The 17,083-nt window shown below is 64.0% G+C and carries 14 protein-coding genes; 9 read left to right on the forward strand and 5 right to left on the reverse strand.

Annotated features, from left to right (window positions below):
• Positions 1 to 14 precede the first annotated feature (14 nt).
• The gene (locus AAHM40_RS06705) at positions 15 to 920 is read right to left on the reverse strand and encodes a LysR family transcriptional regulator (RefSeq protein ID WP_342243949.1); all 906 of its coding nucleotides are present in this window, start codon (positions 918 to 920) and stop codon (positions 15 to 17) included.
• A 168-nt stretch (positions 921 to 1,088) separates the two neighbouring features.
• Between AAHM40_RS06705 and AAHM40_RS06710 the strand changes: the two genes are divergently transcribed.
• The 5 genes from AAHM40_RS06710 (at position 1,089) to AAHM40_RS06730 (ending at position 7,190) form a co-directional block, all read left to right on the forward strand.
• Positions 1,089 to 2,597, forward strand: coding sequence for an aldehyde dehydrogenase family protein (locus tag AAHM40_RS06710; RefSeq protein WP_342243950.1), 1,509 nt, complete (start codon positions 1,089 to 1,091; stop codon positions 2,595 to 2,597).
• Between the two features lie 99 nt (positions 2,598 to 2,696).
• The gene (locus tag AAHM40_RS06715) at positions 2,697 to 2,870 is read left to right on the forward strand and encodes a hypothetical protein (protein WP_169338764.1); all 174 of its coding nucleotides are present in this window, start codon (positions 2,697 to 2,699) and stop codon (positions 2,868 to 2,870) included.
• A gap of 3 nt (positions 2,871 to 2,873) precedes the next feature.
• Positions 2,874 to 4,355, forward strand: a complete 1,482-nt coding sequence (locus tag AAHM40_RS06720) for a purine-cytosine permease family protein (protein WP_342243951.1) — start codon at positions 2,874 to 2,876, stop codon at positions 4,353 to 4,355.
• A complete protein-coding gene (gene betA / locus AAHM40_RS06725) occupies positions 4,348 to 6,033 on the forward strand; it encodes a choline dehydrogenase (protein ID WP_342243952.1) in 1,686 nt (561 codons plus the stop codon). The genes AAHM40_RS06720 and betA overlap by 8 nt, the downstream gene beginning before the upstream one ends.
• A gap of 158 nt (positions 6,034 to 6,191) precedes the next feature.
• Positions 6,192 to 7,190, forward strand: a complete 999-nt coding sequence (locus tag AAHM40_RS06730) for an alpha/beta hydrolase (protein WP_342243953.1) — start codon at positions 6,192 to 6,194, stop codon at positions 7,188 to 7,190.
• 46 nt (positions 7,191 to 7,236) lie between these two features.
• On the opposite strand, the gene glpD is transcribed toward AAHM40_RS06730, so the two are convergent.
• Together glpD and AAHM40_RS06740 are read right to left on the reverse strand one after the other, a co-directional pair.
• Positions 7,237 to 8,766, reverse strand: coding sequence for a glycerol-3-phosphate dehydrogenase (gene glpD / locus AAHM40_RS06735; RefSeq protein ID WP_342243954.1), 1,530 nt, complete (start codon positions 8,764 to 8,766; stop codon positions 7,237 to 7,239).
• Positions 8,767 to 8,903: 137 nt separating this feature from the next.
• The gene (locus AAHM40_RS06740; protein ID WP_342243955.1) at positions 8,904 to 9,662 is read right to left on the reverse strand and encodes a DeoR/GlpR family DNA-binding transcription regulator; all 759 of its coding nucleotides are present in this window, start codon (positions 9,660 to 9,662) and stop codon (positions 8,904 to 8,906) included.
• 102 nt (positions 9,663 to 9,764) lie between these two features.
• On the opposite strand from AAHM40_RS06740, the gene ybaK reads away from it, so the two are divergent.
• From ybaK to AAHM40_RS06755, 3 genes are all read left to right on the forward strand, one after another.
• Positions 9,765 to 10,235: a Cys-tRNA(Pro) deacylase gene (gene ybaK, locus AAHM40_RS06745; protein WP_342243956.1), complete on the forward strand. Its 471-nt coding sequence runs from the start codon at positions 9,765 to 9,767 to the stop codon at positions 10,233 to 10,235.
• Between the two features lie 32 nt (positions 10,236 to 10,267).
• A complete protein-coding gene (gene glpK, locus AAHM40_RS06750; protein WP_342243957.1) occupies positions 10,268 to 11,755 on the forward strand; it encodes a glycerol kinase GlpK in 1,488 nt (495 codons plus the stop codon).
• 410 nt (positions 11,756 to 12,165) lie between these two features.
• Positions 12,166 to 12,948: a PhzF family phenazine biosynthesis protein gene (locus AAHM40_RS06755; RefSeq protein ID WP_342243958.1), complete on the forward strand. Its 783-nt coding sequence runs from the start codon at positions 12,166 to 12,168 to the stop codon at positions 12,946 to 12,948.
• Positions 12,949 to 13,028: 80 nt separating this feature from the next.
• On the opposite strand, the gene AAHM40_RS06760 is transcribed toward AAHM40_RS06755, so the two are convergent.
• Positions 13,029 to 14,138 (reverse strand): ABC transporter ATP-binding protein, encoded by a 1,110-nt coding sequence (locus AAHM40_RS06760; protein ID WP_342243959.1) that lies wholly within the window; start codon positions 14,136 to 14,138, stop codon positions 13,029 to 13,031.
• The gene (argF, locus tag AAHM40_RS06765) at positions 14,135 to 15,052 is read right to left on the reverse strand and encodes an ornithine carbamoyltransferase (protein ID WP_342243960.1); all 918 of its coding nucleotides are present in this window, start codon (positions 15,050 to 15,052) and stop codon (positions 14,135 to 14,137) included. Before argF ends, AAHM40_RS06760 begins: the two co-directional genes overlap by 4 nt.
• A gap of 371 nt (positions 15,053 to 15,423) precedes the next feature.
• Here argF and AAHM40_RS06770 point away from each other — a divergent pair, with 371 nt between their 5' ends.
• Positions 15,424 to 16,947, forward strand: a complete 1,524-nt coding sequence (locus AAHM40_RS06770; RefSeq protein WP_342243961.1) for a sensor domain-containing diguanylate cyclase — start codon at positions 15,424 to 15,426, stop codon at positions 16,945 to 16,947.
• Positions 16,948 to 17,083: the final 136 nt, after the last annotated feature.

Here is a 17,083-nt window from a genome sequence, read left to right on the forward strand (position 1 = left end):
GTGGGAAAGGGGGCTCAGACGTGCAGCGCGCTGCTGGCCAGGTCATCGAGAAATGCCCGCAGTATGGGCGGCGGCGCCACGCCACGACGGGTGATGGCGTCGAAGCTGGCCGACGGCGCCAGGCGTTCGGCTAGTAATGGACGCATGTCGCCACTTTCTACCCAGCGCGCGGCGAAATGCCGGGGCAGGAAGCCCAGGTAGGCGCCGGAGATAATCAGGATCGCCAGTGCCTCGATATTGTCCACCGTTGCGGCGGCGCGGTTTGCGCCGACCAGTTCCAGATCGCTTTGCTGCATGAACCCGCGTGCTACCAGCTTCGAGGCAGCGATCTGCCGTTGCAGTTCGTCGTCCTTCGCTTCGCTGCTGTACAGCGGGTGGTGGCGGCCGCAGTAGAGGCCCAGCGCTTCCTGGTAGAGCGGTGAGTAGTTCAGGCCCGGAACACGGAACGGGAAGTGGCCGATGGCGAGGTGCAGCCGACCGTCCAGGACCCGTTCTTCCAGCTCTGAAGGGGTGCCCACATAGACGCTGAGATGGACATCGTGCCCGCGCGCGACGAAACGCTGGGTCGTACTTGGGAGGGGGGAGTCCGGGTCTGTGATGGTGGTGTCGATGATGCCGAGGTTGAGGGTGCCGCTGATGTGCTGTTTCAACCCGTCGGCATCCATGCAGAAGGCCTCGACCGCCGATAGCAGGCGCTGAGTCGCTTCGTGGATGGCCACGCCCTGCTCGGTGAGGCGAAAGCCGCTGCGCCCGCGCTGGCAGAGCTTCACCCCAAGGCGTGCCTCCAACTGGGTCATTTGTTCGCTGATGGTGGACTGGCCGACATTGAGAGCGGCCTGGGCAGCAGAGAAGCCGCCGCATTTGACGATGGTCTCGAAAACTCGCAGCAGTTTCAGATCGACGTCATAGAGCTGGATCATCGCAACCTCACGCCATCACATGCTTCGGAAAATGCCGATTCATGCATCTGATATTTTGCATTTTACCAATGTTAGGCCGGGGCCATATTCAGCTCAACGGCGATCCCTGGCAAGACCTGTTCGCCGTCATTCCCTCCACGCGACCTGCGTATGAAGACGAGAGCGACGATGGACACCAGAACAAAAAACTACCTGCAGCAATTCGGCGTTTCCGAAGCGACCCAGCACTTCCTCTCCCGGCCCAGGCAGCTGTTCATTGGCGGTGCCTGGCAGGGCGCCTCCGACGGTGCCAGCGCCGACGTGATCGAACCCTCCAGCGAAGGTGTGCTCGGGCGCATTCCCATGGGCACGGCTGATGATCTGGATCGCGCCGTGCAAGCCGCCCGCGCGCAATTCGATGGCGGCCCCTGGCGCCAACTCAAGCCCCTGGAGCGTGAGCGTCTGCTGCATCGTCTGGCCGACCTGATCGAAGCGAACGCCGATGAGCTGGCCGAGATCGAATCCATCGATATGGGCAAGTCCGTGACCCAGGCCCGCGCGGTCGATATCCAGGGCACCATCGACACCTTCCGCTATTTCGCCGGCTGGGCCAGCAAGATTCATGGCCGTACTGTGGATCCCTCGCTTCCCGGCAATTACCTGGCCTACACGCGCAAGGAGCCGGTGGGCGTAGTGGGCGTGATCGTGCCCTGGAACTTCCCGCTGCAAACCATGGCCTGGAAGCTTGGGGCTGCACTGGCAGTAGGTTGTACCGTGGTAGTGAAGCCCGCGGAGCTGACCTCCCTCTCGGCCTTGCGCTTTGCCGAGCTGGTGCAGGAGGCGGGCATTCCCGACGGCGTGGTGAACATCGTTACCGGGCGCGGCAGCGTGGTGGGAGCGGCCATGGCCAGCCACCCGGGCATCGACAAGCTCAGCTTTACCGGCTCGACCCCGGTGGGATGTTCGGTGGGCAAGGCAGCCATGGACCAGATGAAGCGCCTGACGCTGGAGCTGGGCGGCAAGTCGCCGGTGATCGTCCTGGCCGACGCCGACCTGAAGGCGGCGGCCCAGGCGGTGGCCAACGGGGTGTTCTTCAACTCCGGGCAAGTCTGCGACGCCGGCACCCGTGCCTATGTCCACCGCAGCGTCTACGCCGAGTTCCTGCGCGAGCTGGCCGATTACACGGCAACCCTGAAGATTGCGCCCGGGTTGGATCCCGATTGCTTCATCAGTCCGATGGTGTCCCGCGAGCAACAGCAACGCGTGCTGGCGTACATCGAGGCTGGCAAGGCGGAAGGCGCGGAGCTGTTCTACGGAGGCGAGCCCGTGGAAGGACCTGGCTTCTTCGTGCAGCCGACCATCTTCGCCAACTGCCGAAATGACATGCGCATCGTCCAGGAGGAGATCTTTGGCCCGGTGCTGGTGACCGCCCCCTTCGACGATGAGGAAGAGGTGCTGGCCCTGGCCAACGATTCGCCTTTCGGGTTGGCCGCCGCGCTGTACTCCAACGACCTCGGTCGCGTTCACAGCCTGATTCCGCGCTTGCGTGCCGGTTCGGTTTACGTCAACGCCCACAGCACCATCGACCCTGCCATGCCCTTCGGCGGCTACAAGCAGTCGGGCTATGGCAAGGACCTCGGGTCGGAGCAACTGGAATACCTGCTGGAAACCAAAGCCGTGTGGATCACACTGCCCTGAGGAGTGGGGCGGAACCCGCCACCGGGGCTTCGGCGCCGGTGGCCACTGGCCGGGATGCATCGAATTTCAATAACAAGAACCCCTTGAGGTGATGCCCAGATGAACAGCCAACCCGATATCGAGCGTGCGCAGGAGCTTGAAAGACGCATACGCGTGTATGAGCAGTTGGAAGAGAGCAAGGAGTGGCCGGGGGCGTTGACCGCCGTCGACTACATCGCAACCACCCTGATGACGCTGGTCCTGGTCGTCGGCTTCTACCTCTGGGGGTACTGAGCCATGGCCAATCACGAACCCGTCAATCACAGTCTCGAAGCGGAGCGGGGAGACACGCCGCTGCTACCCGCCGAACGCATGTGGGGTTTCTGGGAGTTCACCTACGCCAACTCCGCCCTGGCCATCGCTACATGGGCCTTCCTCATCGGTGGCGCCACGGCACTGTTCGTCGGGCCCATGCAAGGCATTGCCGCCATCGTAATCGGCAACATTCTCGGCGTGCTGCTGACCACCTTCGCCACCTGCGTGCCGTGCGGCAAGTACGGCACCGAGCAGTTCACCTTCCTGCGCAGCATGTTCGGCGGCAACGGCAGCCGGCTGGTCTACGTGCTGGCGGTGGTGTTCCTCACCATGGGCTGGCTGGCGGTACTGGGGCTGATGTTCGGACGCTCCATCGACGGCCTTGCCGGACTGGTGTCCGAGCACAAGACCGATGCCAATGGCTGGCTGGTCCTGGGCGCGGGATTCTTCGCGGTGGTCCTCACCGGCCTCGTGGTCGCCAAGGGGCCGACGTCGATCAAGGTGTTCAACACCATCGTCGCGCCGGCGCTGGTGGTGATCATGGTCGTGATGTTCTACATGATCCTCAGCGAACACGCCTTCTCCGAGCTGATGGCCATGCCCGCGCTGGACGCCCCCTTCGACGACAAGCGGGTGAACTTCATGATCGCCGTCGAGGTGAACATGGCCGCGGGCTTCTCCTGGTGGCCCTATGTGGGCAACCTGGCGCGACTCTCGAAGAATCAGCGGACGTCCTACTGGCCGAACATCATCGGCATCTTCGCCGCCGCCGCGCTGGGTGAAGTGGTGGGCCTGCTCGCCGCCGCCGCGCTGGGTGACAGTGACCCCACGGTGTGGATGACCCGCATCGGCGGCCTGACCTTCGGCGTCATCGCCCTGGGTTTCGTGGCCTTCGCCAACGTCACCAGCATGGTGAACATCCTCTACACGTCCATTGTCGGCCTGCGCCAGTTGGCGGGGCAGACATTGCGGGAGATGAGCTGGGAGTGGTTGGTGGTGCTGTTCTGCGTGGCGCCGGGGCTGATCGTGCTGTTCGCGCCGGGTATCTACGACGGCTTCTTCATCTTCCTGGTCTGGACCTCGGCCCTGAACAGCGCCCTGGCGGGCATCGGTATCGCCGATTACTTCTTCCTTCGCCGCCAACGCCTGAACCTGCGCCACCTCTACGCCGACGAAGCGCACTCGCCATTCCGCTTCTGGCGGGGTTTCAACCCGGCCGCCTTGGTTGCGCTGGTAGCGGGCTTCGTCATCTACGTGGTGGTGTTCAACCCGCAGACCCTGGTCAACACCACCTTCTTCACGTTCGCCACCGCCTCCCTGCCGTCCTGCCTGCTGGCCGGGGTGGCCCACTACGCACTGACACGCGTGCTGGCTGCTCGCCTGGGCTGGGGCGCCTACCCAAAGGGCAGCGACCGCAAGACCGAGGCCCTGGGCCTCACCGCAAAGGGTTACAGCAATGAATAAGCGATACGACTACATCATCATCGGCGCGGGCTCTGCAGGTTGTGTCCTGGCCAACCGCCTGACCGAGGATGCCGGCACGTCCGTGCTGGTTCTGGAGTTCGGCGGCAGTGACCGCAGCGTGCTGATCCAGATGCCCAGCGCCTTCTCCATTCCGATGAACACGAAGAAGTACAACTGGCGCTACGAGACGGTATCCGAGCCGCATCTCGACGGCCGTCGCCTGCATTGTCCGCGGGGCAAGGTGCTCGGTGGATCGTCCTCCATCAATGGCCTGGTTTACATCCGCGGCCACGCGTACGACTTCGACGAATGGGAAAGCCTGGGGGCGAAGAACTGGGGCTACCGGAACTGCCTCCCGTACTTCAAACGTGCCGAGACGTACAAGTTCGGCGGCGACGACTACCGAGGCGCCAGCGGCCCACTCGCCACCAACAATGGCAATAACATGCAGAACCCGCTGTATGGCGCCTGGGTGGAGGCGGGTGCGCAGGCCGGCTACATCAAGACCGACGATTGCAACGGCTACATGCAGGAAGGTTTCGGCGCCATGCACATGACGGTGAAGGATGGCGTGCGCTGGTCCACCGCCAACGCCTACCTGCGCCCGGCCATGGAACGGCCCAACCTGACGGTGGTCACCCACGCCATGACCCGGCGGATCCTCCTCGAGGGTAAGCGCGCGGTGGGCGTGGAGTACGACCAGGGTGGCCAGACCCACACGGTTCACTGCAATCGCGAGGTGCTGGTGTCCTCGGGCCCCATCGGCTCGCCGCACCTGTTGCAGCGTTCCGGCATCGGCCCGACGGAGGTCCTGAAGCAGGCTGGTATCGAAGTCCGCCACCATCTGCCGGGTGTAGGGGAAAGCCTCCAGGACCACTCGGAAATCTATATCCAGTACGCCTGCAAGGAGCCGATCACCCTCAACGGCAAGATGGGCTTGCTGGGCAAGGCTCTGATCGGCCTGCGCTGGTTGTTGTTCAAGGACGGCCTGGGTGCCAGCAACCACTTCGAGGCGGGTGGTTTCATCCGCTCCGAGCAGGGGCTGCGTTGGCCGGACATCCAGTTCCACTTCCTGCCGGCGGCGATGCGCTACGACGGTGACAAGCCGTTCCGTGGGCACGGGTTCATGGTGCTGACCGGCCCCAACAAGCCAAAAAGCCGAGGGCATGTCCGTGCCTTGTCGGCCGACCCCTACGAGCATCCGGAAATTCGTTTCAACTACCTGGAGAGCGAGGAGGACCGTGAGGGCTTCCGTCGCTGTGTGCGTCTGACCCGCGAAATCATCGGCCAGCCGGCCATGGACCGATACCGTGGTGAAGAGTTGGCACCCGGCCCGGCGGTGCAGACGGACGAGGAAATCGACGCCTTCGTGCGTGCCAACATGGAAAGCACCATGCATCCCTGTGGCTCCTGCCGCATGGGCGAGGACGATATGGCGGTGGTGGATTCCGAACTGCGGGTGCGTGGCATCCAGGGGCTGCGGGTGATCGATTCGTCGGTCTTCCCCACGGAGCCCAACGGTAACCTCAACGCGCCGACCATCATGCTCGCCGAGCGTGCTTCGGATCTGGTGCGCGGGCGTCGGCTACTGGCTCCCGAGGATATGCCGGTGGGTCTTGCCGACAACTGGGAAACCGCCCAACGCACTAGCGCCCCTCTGCGCCAGGTCGGCGCCTGAGTCCAGGCCTGGGGCAGCGGCCGGATCGGCCGCCGCCCCGGGCCTGGCAATGACCGTTCAGCGCTCGTCATGAAATTGTCACGGTTCTGTGGCAGTGCGAACGCAAGGGATTCATCAGAATCGCGTTCAACTGGGGTTTTGCGTTCTGGATTTCCATCATGCGTGTGCTGATCCTGCTCGCCGCGCTCATTTGCGGCCTGCCTTCCTTTACTTTTGCCGATACCCGCTGCGGTGTGACCGCGCCGACGGAGACTGTCGACTTGGGTGAGGTGCGCCTGGCATACCAGAGCGTGGGTCGTGAGCGGGACCCGGCGCTGTTGCTGATCATGGGGCTGGGCGGGCAACTGATCCATTGGCCGGACGAGGTGGTGCAGCGCCTCTGCAAGAGCGGCTTCCGGGTGATTCGCTTCGACAATCGCGATGTCGGCCTGTCCGCCTGGACGGGCACCGCCCCCACGGCGAACCTGGCCTATGAAGTGGTGCGCTACCGCCTCGGCCTACCGGTCTCGGCGCCTTACGGCTTGCGCGACATGGCCGGTGACTCGCTGCACCTGCTGGACGCCCTGGGGATTCGCCAGGCCCATGTGCTCGGTGCCAGCATGGGCGGCATGATCGCCCAGCACCTGGCCGACATGGCGCCGCAACGGGTGCTCAGCCTGACCCTCATCATGACCAGCTCAGGCGCCCAGGGCCTGCCGGCGCCGAGCCCGGCACTGCTGGAACTGTTGGCGCGTCGCGAGGCGCCGAGTCGGGACGTGGCCATCCAGCAGCAGGCCGACCTGCTGGCCGCGCTTGGTAGCCCCGAGGTCAGTGACGAGCGCGGGCAACTGATGGAGCAGGCGGCCCGGGCCTATGACCGCTCCTTCAACCCCGAAGGCGTGCAGCGGCAGATCCTGGCGATACTCGCCGAGCCCAGCCGCGTCGACATGCTCAATCGCCTGCAGGTGCCGACCTTGGTGGTGCACGGTACTGCCGATCCACTGCTGCCCGTGATGCACGGTGTGCATGTGGCAGCGCACATCAAGGGTTCGGAGCTGAAGTTGATTCCCGGACTGGCCCATCGCTTCCAGGAAGCCTTCAAGGAACCGCTGCTGTCGGCGGTGCTACCGCATCTGCTGGCCCATCGCCGGGCAGTGGGGCATGTTGCGCAGCTCTGAGCCGCCTTGCAGTTGGGAGGGTAGGGATTGCTCGCGGATGGTTGGCTTACGCCGCATCTGCCCGTGGCCGGCGCGGGTGCTCCTGTTTGAGGTACTGGGACAGGCGAGCCTGCTGGCTAGTGCTCATGAACAGGCCCAGTTTGGTGCGACGCCAGAGGATGTCTTCGGCGTTGACGGCCCATTCTTGCTGGCAGAGATAATCCACTTCCCGCGTGTAGAGGCCGGCCCCCAGGTGTTCGCCGAGGTCGGCCAGCTCTCGCACGTCGCGCAGCAGGTGCCAGCAGCGGCTGCCGTAGAGGTTGACCCAACGCCGGGCGATGTGGGTGGGCAACCAGCCGAAGCTCGAGCATAAGGCTTCGACCAGGGCGCTGCGGCTTTCCATCTTTTCGCCACCGGGCAGCGGCGCGGTCGCCGTCCAGGCGCCCTTGGCGAGCGGGAACCAGGGGGTCAGTTGTTCCAGGGCTGCTTCGGCGAGCTTGCGGTAGGTGGTGAGCTTGCCACCGAACACCGAGAGCAGTGGGGCGTCGCCGGGGTGGGCGGAAAGCGCCAGGGTGTAGTCGCGGGTCACTGCCGACGGATCGGCCGACTCGTCGTCGCACAGCGGGCGAACGCCAGCATAGCTGTGGAGAACGTCTTGCTCGCTCGACTGGCGCTTGAAGTGGCGGTTGACCACATCCAGCAGGTAGCGGGTTTCCTCGGGCGTGATCGCCACTGAGGCCGGGTCGCCGTGGTACTCGCGGTCGGTGGTGCCGATCAGGGTAAAGCGTTCCAGATAGGGAATGGCGAAGACGATGCGGCGGTCTTCGTTCTGCAGGATGTAGGCCTGCTCGCCGTCATGCAGGCGCGGCACGATGATGTGGCTGCCCTGGATCAGGCGGATGCCGTAGGGCGTCGACTGCTTGAGGTCCTGTTCGATGAAGCGAGCCACCCAGGGACCGGCGGCGTTCACCAGGGCGCGAGCACGGATCGACAACAGGCTGCCGTCGGCGCGCTCCAAGTGGATATGCCAGAGCCCCTTGCTGCGCCGGGCGCTGACGCAGCGGGTTCGAGTATGAACATGGGCGCCGCGCTCGCGGGCTGCCATGGCATTGAGCACCACCAGTCGGGCGTCGTCGACCCAGCAATCGGAGTACTCGAACCCGTGGGTGATTTCCACCTTCATCGGGCTGCCGGCACCGAAGCGCAGGCCACGGGAGGCGGGCAGGCGCTTGCGCTTGCCGAGGTGGTCATAGAGGAACAGGCCCGCGCGTATCATCCAGGCCGGACGCAGGTGGGGTCGGTGGGGCAGGATGAAACGCAGAGGCTTGACGATGTGCGGCGCCTTGGCGAGCAGCACTTCGCGCTCGGCCAGGGCTTCGCGCACCAGGCGGAATTCGTAATGCTCCAGGTAGCGAAGGCCACCGTGGATCAGTTTGCTGCTGGCCGAAGAGGTGTGTTGGGCGAGGTCGTCCTTCTCGCAGAGAAATACCGACAGACCCCGGCCAGCTGCGTCGGCGGCGATGCCGACGCCATTGATGCCGCCGCCGACGACCGCGAGGTCATAGACTTCGGCGATGGGGGAGTGGTTGTGGTTCATGGGCAGGCACCAAGGTCGAAATCGAACTTTCAATGTTCAGTTTCGAAAATAGCCTAGTCGAGCGGGCGAAAAATGACTAGCCCGGTGCGCGCTTTCGCGCCGGGTGGTCATGGAAAATTCATACAGTTGGAAGGGGCTCAGACCTGCTCGAGATGCACCTTGTGCTCGGCCAGCAGACGGGCCAGGGCAGGGGAGGGCTGGTGGTCGGTGAACAACCGGTCCACCAGGGTGATGGAGCCCAGGCGTACCACGGCGTTGCGGCCGAACTTGCTGGAGTCGGCGGCGAGGAACACATGTCGGGCGTTCTCGATGATGGCCTGGGACACGCGTACTTCCTGGTAGTCGAAGTCCAGCAGGCTGCCGTCTTCGTCGATACCGCTGATGCCTACCAGGGCGTAGTCCACCTTGAACTGCTGGATGAAATCCACCGCTGCCTGGCCAACGATTCCGCCGTCGCTGCGCACCGTACCGCCCGCCACCAGGACTTCGAAGTCCGGCTTGTCGGCCAGTTGCGCGGCCACGTGCAGGTTGTTGGTGATCACCTTCAGGCCCTTGTGGCCCATTAGGGCGCGGGCAATCGCTTCGGTGGTGGTGCCTATGTTGATGAAGAGCGATGCATGGTCGGGGATGTACTCGGCCACGGCGTCGGCGATACGCTGCTTTTCGTCGCGGTTCTGCCCGGCGCGCATGGTGTAGGCAGTGTTCTGGGTGCTCGAGGCTTCGCTGGCCGCGCCCCCGTGGGTTCGCCGCAGCAAGCCGTGCTCGGCGAGCTGGTTGATGTCGCGGCGGATGGTCTGCGGGGTGACGGCGAAGGCCTGGGCCAGTTCATCGATGCTGACGTAGCCGCGCTCACGAGTGAGGTCGAGAATGTCTTGTTGCCGGGGGCCGAGGTTCATGCTGGCTCCTTGTTTTGCGCGGCATTATAGCGGCGGGCTGTCGAATGACGGTTTTTCCCGTTAAGGTACGCCGAATCTGTCGCCGGATTTTCACAATCGAACATGACGCCTGCCATCGACCTGCTGAAGAAAGCCAAGGCTGAGCACAAGGTGCACAGCTATCAACATGACCCGAAGGCGCCCTCTTATGGCCTGGAGGCCGCCGAGAAGCTCAACCTGGATCCGGCGCGAGTGTTCAAGACGCTGCTCGCCGCCACCGAGAAAGGCGAGCTGCTGGTCGCCGTGGTGCCGGTGGTAGGCAGCCTCGACCTCAAGGCGCTGGCCCATGCAGCCGGTGTCAAGAAAGCGGAGATGGCCGATCCCAATCTGGCCCAGCGCACCACCGGTTACCTAGTGGGTGGCATCAGTCCGCTGGGGCAGAAGAAGCGTCTGCGTACCTTCATCGACAACACGGCCCGAAACTTCTCCACCGTGCATGTCAGCGCTGGCCGGCGCGGGCTGGAAGTCGAGCTCTCCGCCGACACCCTGGCCGCCCATACTCAAGGTCAGTTCGCCGATATCGGTCGTCCATAAAAAGCCCAGAACAAGAACAAGGAAGCATCGCCATGGCCCACTACCTGCTCGCCATCGACCAGGGCACCACCAGCAGCCGCGCCATCGTTTTCAGCGCCCAGGGCTTGCCAGTGGCGCGTGCCCAGCAGGAGTTCAAACAATACTTTCCCAAGGACGGCTGGGTGGAGCATGACGGCGAGGAAATCTGGCTGACTACCCTGAAGGTCTGTCGCGAGGCCATCGAGCGGAGCGGATTGAATCCGGCCGAGATCGCCGCCATCGGCATCACCAACCAGCGTGAAACCACCCTGGTCTGGGATGCAGTGACCGGTACTCCCATCCACCCGGCTATCGTCTGGCAGGACCGCCGCACGGCCGACTACTGCGCCACGCTCAAGGCCGCCGGCCGTGAAGCGGACGTGGCCCGTCGAACCGGTCTCCTCATCGACCCTTACTTCTCCGCCACCAAGCTGCGCTGGGTGCTGGAAAACGTGCCAGGTGCCCGCGAACGCGCCGAGCGCGGCGAACTGCGTTTCGGCACCGTGGACTGCTTCCTGCTCTGGCGTCTGACCGGCGGCAAGGTGCATCGCACCGATGCCACCAACGCCTCGCGGACCCTGTTGTTCAATATTCACAGCCAGCAATGGGATGCAGAGCTGCTGCGTCTGTTCGACATCCCCGCAAGCTTGTTGCCGGAAGTCCTCGACTGCGCCGCCGAGTTTGGAGATACCGAGGTCAGCTTGCTCGGCGCCAGCATCCCGGTGCGCGGCATGGCCGGAGACCAGCAGGCGGCGTTGATCGGCCAGGCCTGCTTCCAGCCGGGCATGGTGAAGAGTACCTACGGCACCGGCTGCTTCATGATCCAGAACACCGGTGAGCAGCCAGTGGTCTCGCGCAACCGACTGCTGACGACGGTCGGCTACCGCCTGAATGGCAAGGTGACCTACGCGGTGGAGGGCAGCATCTTCGTTGCCGGCGCTGCTGTGCAGTGGTTGCGTGATGGTATCAAGCTGATCAGCCACGCCCGCGATACCGAGGCCCTGGCCGAGCAGACCGGCGATGCCTGCGGCGTCTACCTGGTGCCGGCTTTCACTGGCCTTGGGGCGCCCTACTGGGACCCGCGCGCGCGCGGCGCCATCTTCGGCTTGACCCGCGATACCGGCATCAAGGAAATCGTCACTGCCGGGTTGCAGTCCGTCTGCTACCAGACCCGCGACCTGTTGGAGGCCATGGCCCAGGACGGCGCTGCCGCGCCCAGTGCCCTGCGGGTGGACGGCGGTATGGTGGAGAACAACTGGGTGATGCAGTTCCTTGCCGACATCCTCGGGGTACCGGTGGAACGCCCGGAAGTCACCGAGACCACGGCCCTGGGCGTGGCTTACCTCGCAGGTTTGCAGGTAGGGCTCTATCGCGATCTGGACGAAGTGGCCAGTCACTGGCATCGTCAGCAACGTTTTGCCCCACGCATGGCCGAAGACCACCGCAAGAAACTTTATGGCGGCTGGCTGGACGCCGTGCAAAGGGTGCGCAGCGGTGCGTGAAGACACCGCGTAGACGCCGGGAGGCAGGATCGGAAAAGGGCGAGGATTGCTGAAACACCGTTGGCAGGTACTGGGCCTGCTGGCCGCACCTTTGCTCTTCCCGTCGGCTCGTGCTGAGACCCTGGTGATCGCCGGGGACATCTGGTGTCCGATCAATTGCCAGCCCGGCTCGGAGCGGCCGGGCATTTTCCCCGGCCAGGGAGGCCAGCCCGCGTCATGCGGCGATGTTCGACGCCGGGCTCAAACGTTTGCGCGTGTCCGGGCGGATGAGCGAGCTGCTGCAGCGCTATGGCCTGCCTCCGCTAGAATGAACTGACTGTATCCGCGATAGAACCTGGCCACTGTACGGTGCGTGGGGCGTTGCTGGCTGGCATGCTGAATCTTCCCGTCCCCACTCCAAGGAGCGTGTCATGCAGCTGGATTTCCATCAGGTCGATGCCTTTACCCAGCGTCCTTTCGGCGGCAATCCGGCCGTGGTCTATCGCCTGGATGCCTGGCTCGACGAGCAGCTCATGCAACGCATTGCCGCCGAGCACAACCTGTCGGAAACCGCCTTCCTGGTGAAGGAAGGCAATGCCTGGCACATCCGCTGGTTCACCCCCAGGGCCGAGGTTCCGCTTTGCGGTCATGCCACCCTGGCCAGTGCCCATGTGCTGTTCGAGCTCTATCAGGAACCAGGGGATCGCCTGGAGTTCATGAGCAAGTCCGGCGAGCTGCGGGTGACTCGCGAAGAGGAGGGCCGCCTGGCGTTGGACTTCCCGGCCCTGGTACCGCAGGAGGTGGGCGTGACCCTGGACTTGGAGCATGCCTTGGGTGTGGCGCCGGTGGATGCCCTGGGGGCCAACTTCCTGTTGGCGGTGCTGGAATCGGAACAGGCGGTGCGCGAGTGCACGCCGGATTTCAAAGCGCTGGCCAAGTTGCCCTGGTCCGGCGTGATCATCACCGCACCGGGTATGAAGCATGACTTTGTCTCGCGCTTCTTCGCTCCGGTGATCGGCATCGAGGAGGACCCGGTGACCGGGGCCGCCCACTGCGCACTGATACCTTACTGGGCGAATCGCCTTGGGAAGCGCGTGCTGCGAGCCGAACAGTGCTCCATCCGCAGCGGCGATCTCTGGTGCCGCCTGGATGGCGACCGGGTGAGCATTGCCGGGCATTCAGTGCTGGTGGCCAGCGGGCGGCTGTGGGTGTAGCGCAGGCCGAAGGTCAGCCTCGGAAGCTCTGTCAGGGGCAGCTGCGCCGCCCTTGGCGATTGAAATCGCCCCTACGGGTTTCAGAGTGCACCGCTGATGCGGCGTACTCCGGATTCCTGAGGGGTGAAATGGGCGGCGACGCTCCCCTGCGCAGGGAATACCACCAGGTGATCGGCGGCGATACGGATGCCAACATCCTGCCCGGGCTGGTGGTCGGCATGGCTGGGGAATATGGATTCCAGCTGACTGCCGGTGGCCAGTTGCAGGCGATAGAGGGTGGCGGCACCGAGGAAGGTCTTGCCAATCACTGTGGCGCGCAAGTCGCTGTCCGGTGCGTGAACGATGTCGTCCGGGCGTAGCAGGACATCCACTGCCGAGCCCTGGGGCCAGGTATAGGCGCGGTTGCCGCGGATGGTGCCCAGTTCCGTATTCACTGCGTCGGCGGAAATCAGCTGACCGCGTATGAAATAACCCTGGCCGACGAAGCTGGCGACGAAGGGGGTCAGCGGCTCGTGGTACAGGTTATAGGGAGTGTCCCACTGCTCCAGCAGGCCGTTTCGAAACACGCCGACATGATCACTGACGGCAAAGGCCTCTTCCTGGTCGTGGGTCACCAGGATGGCGCTGGTACCGCGTGCCTTGAGAATCTCGCGAACCTCCTGGCTGAGGCGTCTGCGCAGTTCGCCATCGAGGTTGGAGAAGGGCTCGTCGAGCAACAGCAGGCGTGGTTCCGGTGCCAGGGCACGGGCCAGGGAAACGCGCTGTTGCTGGCCGCCAGACAGTTCATGGGGATAGCGCCTGGACAGATGGCCCAGCTTCACCAGCTCCAGCAGCTCGGCGACCTTCGGCTCGCAGTCGGGCTCCTTGCGGATGCCGAAGGCAACGTTGTCGGCCACGCTCAGGTGCGGGAACAGGGCGTAGTCCTGGAAGACCATGCCTATCCGTCGCTTCTCCGGTGCCAGGGTGTAGCCGGCGCGGGAGATGACCTCGTCAGCCAGCTGGATTTCACCTTCCAGCACCGGTTCGAAACCGGCGATGGCACGCAGGGTGGTGGTCTTGCCACAGCCCGAGGGGCCCAGCAGACAGCCGATATCGCCGGCATTGAGATGCAGGTTGAGGCCCCGCACAACCTGTTGGTCCTGATAACCGCAGGTAAGGTTGCGCAGGCTGAGGAGCATTTCGCGATTCATGCGTGATGGGCGTGTTCGACCAGTAGTTCGAGCAGGGCCTTTTGGGCGTGGAGACGGTTTTCCGCCTGGTCCCAGGCTACCGAGCGCGGATCATCGAGCAGATCGACGCTGATCTCTTCACCGCGGTGGGCTGGCAGGCAGTGCATGAATATCACGTCTTCCGCGGCCAGGTCGAGGAGTGCCTTGTTCACCTGGTAAGGGGCGAACAGCGCCAGACGACTGGCGGTTTCCTCCTCCTGGCCCATTGACGTCCAGACGTCTGTGCTGACCAGGTGGGCTCCGGCCACGGCTTCACGCGGGTCGCGCACGACCTTGACGCGGTCGCCGGCTGTGGCGAGGAACTCGGCCTTGGGTTCGAAGCCTTCAGGGCAGGCGACACGCAACTGGAAGTCGAACTGGATGGCCGCTTCTATATAAGTGTTGCACATGTTGTTGCCGTCGCCGATCCAGGCCACGGTCTTGCCCTGGATGTTGCCGCGATGCTCTAGGAAAGTCTGCATGTCGGCCAGCAGCTGGCAGGGGTGCAAGTCATCGGACAAGCCGTTGATCACCGGCACCCGCGAATGGGCGGCGAACTCGGTCAGCTTGCTGTGGGCAAAGGTCCGGATCATTACCGCGTCGAGCATGCGCGACATGACGATGGCGCAGTCGCTGATGGGTTCTCCACGGCCGAGCTGGGTATCGCGCGGCGACAGGAAGATGGCCTGGCCGCCGAGCTGGATCATGCCGGCCTCGAAGGAGAGGCGGGTACGGGTGGACGCCTTTTCGAAGATCATGCCCAGTACGCGGCTTTTCAGGGGCTCGTAACGCACGCCTCGATTGCGCAGATCCTTCAGCTCGGTGCCTCGACGGATCAGGCTGTTCAGCTCCTGGGGAGTACAGTCCATCAGGGAGAGAAAATGCCTAGCGCTCATGGTTACTACCTTTCTTCTTTTGCCACTGGCCGCGTGTCCTGGCCGGGTAATGCGGGAACAATGCAGGCGGGACGGGCGGTTGAAGCCGCACGGGGCGACGATTTAGGGGGAAGGCGCGATCTTATAAGGAAATGTCGCGGTTTTCCAATATGTGCCGGAGGCCGCGTCGTTCGTGGTTATGCGCCTGACGGATCGGCATTCGCCGACGCCTTCCTGCGCAGTCGAGCGGGGTGCTCTAGCGCGGCGTTCGCGCCAGCTCGTACGTTGTACAACGTCATCGTGGGTGGCGGCAATCACCCATCAATCCAGATTGTTTCGGCACAGGCGCTTGCCTAAGGTGTGTCCAGGCACGGGCGTCGAGGAGTGTGTGAATGGCTGGGTCCGGTCCGGAACCTGTTCAGGGCTACCCGGGAGCGCAGCGCTCCCTGTGGCTGGCCTATGCCCTGCTGCTGCTGGCCGGGCTTGGGGCTATTCTGGTGAACCTGGCGCAGGTGCTGGACTCCAAGCAGATCTACCTGCAGGAGGCGGACAAGGCCAATGCCAACCTGGCCTATTCCATCGCCCAGCATGCCCAGGAATCCATCAAGGAAGCCGATATCGTCCTGAGCGGTCTGGTGGATCTGCTGGAGCGCGGCGAAAACAGCCCTGAAGCCATCAACCAACTGCTGGTGAGCTACAAGCAGCGCGCCCAGCAACTGGCCGGCATTTTCGTCTACGACGCCGAGGGGCGGTGGCGCTACTACACCAACCCTCCGCCGACAGCCCATGCGAACAACTCGGATCGCGCCTATTTCCAGCATCACCTCCATTCGGTGAGCCGCGACACTCAAGTGAGCAACCCGATTCGCAGCCGCTCCACCGGCGAATGGATATTGCCGATATCACGCCGCTTAAATGACCGGGAAGGCCTATTTGCCGGTGTGGTGCTGGCAAGTATTCGCATTGATCACTTCCGTGAGTTCTACAAGCACTTCGACATGGGTGAGCAGGGCACGATCCTGATCACCATGAACGACGGCACCATCATCTACCGACGGCCGGAGAGTGTGGGTCGCACGGGAGACAGCATGGCTGGCAGCTTCATGTTCCAGTCCGACCTGAAACGCTCGCCCGTGGGGCTGGGCGCTAGCATTTCCGTGCTCGACGGGGTGGACAGGGTCTATGCCTACCGTGCGTTGGACCACTTCCCGCTGGTGGTGGCGGTGTCCATGTCCCGGAACGAAGTGCTGGCCGAATGGAAACGCAAGGCAGCGGTAGTGGGCTGCCTCGTGGCCGTGTTGGTTCTGGCGCTCATGGTGGTTGGCGGTGGGCTGGTGGCGCGAATGCGCAAACGCATGGCCGCTGCCCAGCGCATCGCGCAGGAGAACCGCGAACTTTTCCGTCTGGCCACCCGCGATAGCCTGACCGGCATTTCCAATCGACGTCAGTTCGATCAGGCCCTGCAAGTCGAGTTTCATCGCGCCGCCACGGTGAACACGCCTCTGGCGTTGGTGATGATCGATGTCGACTACTTCAAGGCCTTCAACGACCGCTATGGCCATCAGGCCGGAGATGTCTGCCTGAAGGCGGTGAGCGATGTGTTGCGGCGTTTCAAGGTGCGCGCCGGCGATACCGTGGCGCGCTACGGAGGCGAGGAGTTCGCCGTGCTGCTGCCGCACACCGATCTTGCCGGTGCGCAATTGGTGGCGGAACGGATTCGGCAGGCAGTCTACGAGCAGGGCCTGATTCATTCGGGAAATCCCTTCGGTGTCGTGACGGTGAGCGTGGGGGCGCACAGCCAGGTGCCGGGGCCGGATGACCGGCCGGAGCAGTTGCTGGAATGCGTCGACGCTGCGCTCTATCGGGCCAAGAGTTCGGGGCGGAACCAGGTCTGCCTGGCTGAGCCGACACCCTGAAGCCGGATGCCTGGGTGCTCAGGAGCGGTACGACGGGAAACTATCTGAACGTCTTTTCGGAAAGCATGAACTGATGCTTCGCGGCGCCGGTTGGTAGGTTTGCGGGCCCCCGGAATCGGGTGATTCCCGGGGTCGG

Origin of the sequence: Pseudomonas sp. OTU5201, from assembly GCF_038440135.1 — a bacterium.
In the GTDB taxonomy this organism is placed as follows: Bacteria; Pseudomonadota; Gammaproteobacteria; order Pseudomonadales; family Pseudomonadaceae; genus Metapseudomonas; species Metapseudomonas resinovorans.

Bases quoted from the DNA above. Each gene is read 5' to 3' on its own strand.
- AAHM40_RS06705 (WP_342243949.1), bottom strand. From the start codon at position 920: ATGATCCAGCTCTATGACGTCGATCTGAAACTGCTGCGAGTTTTCGAG.
- AAHM40_RS06710 (WP_342243950.1), top strand. From the start codon at position 1,089: ATGGACACCAGAACAAAAAACTACCTGCAGCAATTCGGCGTTTCCGAA.
- AAHM40_RS06715 (WP_169338764.1), top strand. From the start codon at position 2,697: ATGAACAGCCAACCCGATATCGAGCGTGCGCAGGAGCTTGAAAGACGC.
- AAHM40_RS06720 (WP_342243951.1), top strand. From the start codon at position 2,874: ATGGCCAATCACGAACCCGTCAATCACAGTCTCGAAGCGGAGCGGGGA.
- betA (WP_342243952.1), top strand. From the start codon at position 4,348: ATGAATAAGCGATACGACTACATCATCATCGGCGCGGGCTCTGCAGGT.
- AAHM40_RS06730 (WP_342243953.1), top strand. From the start codon at position 6,192: ATGCGTGTGCTGATCCTGCTCGCCGCGCTCATTTGCGGCCTGCCTTCC.
- glpD (WP_342243954.1), bottom strand. From the start codon at position 8,766: ATGAACCACAACCACTCCCCCATCGCCGAAGTCTATGACCTCGCGGTC.
- AAHM40_RS06740 (WP_342243955.1), bottom strand. From the start codon at position 9,662: ATGAACCTCGGCCCCCGGCAACAAGACATTCTCGACCTCACTCGTGAG.
- ybaK (WP_342243956.1), top strand. From the start codon at position 9,765: ATGACGCCTGCCATCGACCTGCTGAAGAAAGCCAAGGCTGAGCACAAG.
- glpK (WP_342243957.1), top strand. From the start codon at position 10,268: ATGGCCCACTACCTGCTCGCCATCGACCAGGGCACCACCAGCAGCCGC.
- AAHM40_RS06755 (WP_342243958.1), top strand. From the start codon at position 12,166: ATGCAGCTGGATTTCCATCAGGTCGATGCCTTTACCCAGCGTCCTTTC.
- AAHM40_RS06760 (WP_342243959.1), bottom strand. From the start codon at position 14,138: ATGAATCGCGAAATGCTCCTCAGCCTGCGCAACCTTACCTGCGGTTAT.
- argF (WP_342243960.1), bottom strand. From the start codon at position 15,052: ATGAGCGCTAGGCATTTTCTCTCCCTGATGGACTGTACTCCCCAGGAG.
- AAHM40_RS06770 (WP_342243961.1), top strand. From the start codon at position 15,424: ATGGCTGGGTCCGGTCCGGAACCTGTTCAGGGCTACCCGGGAGCGCAG.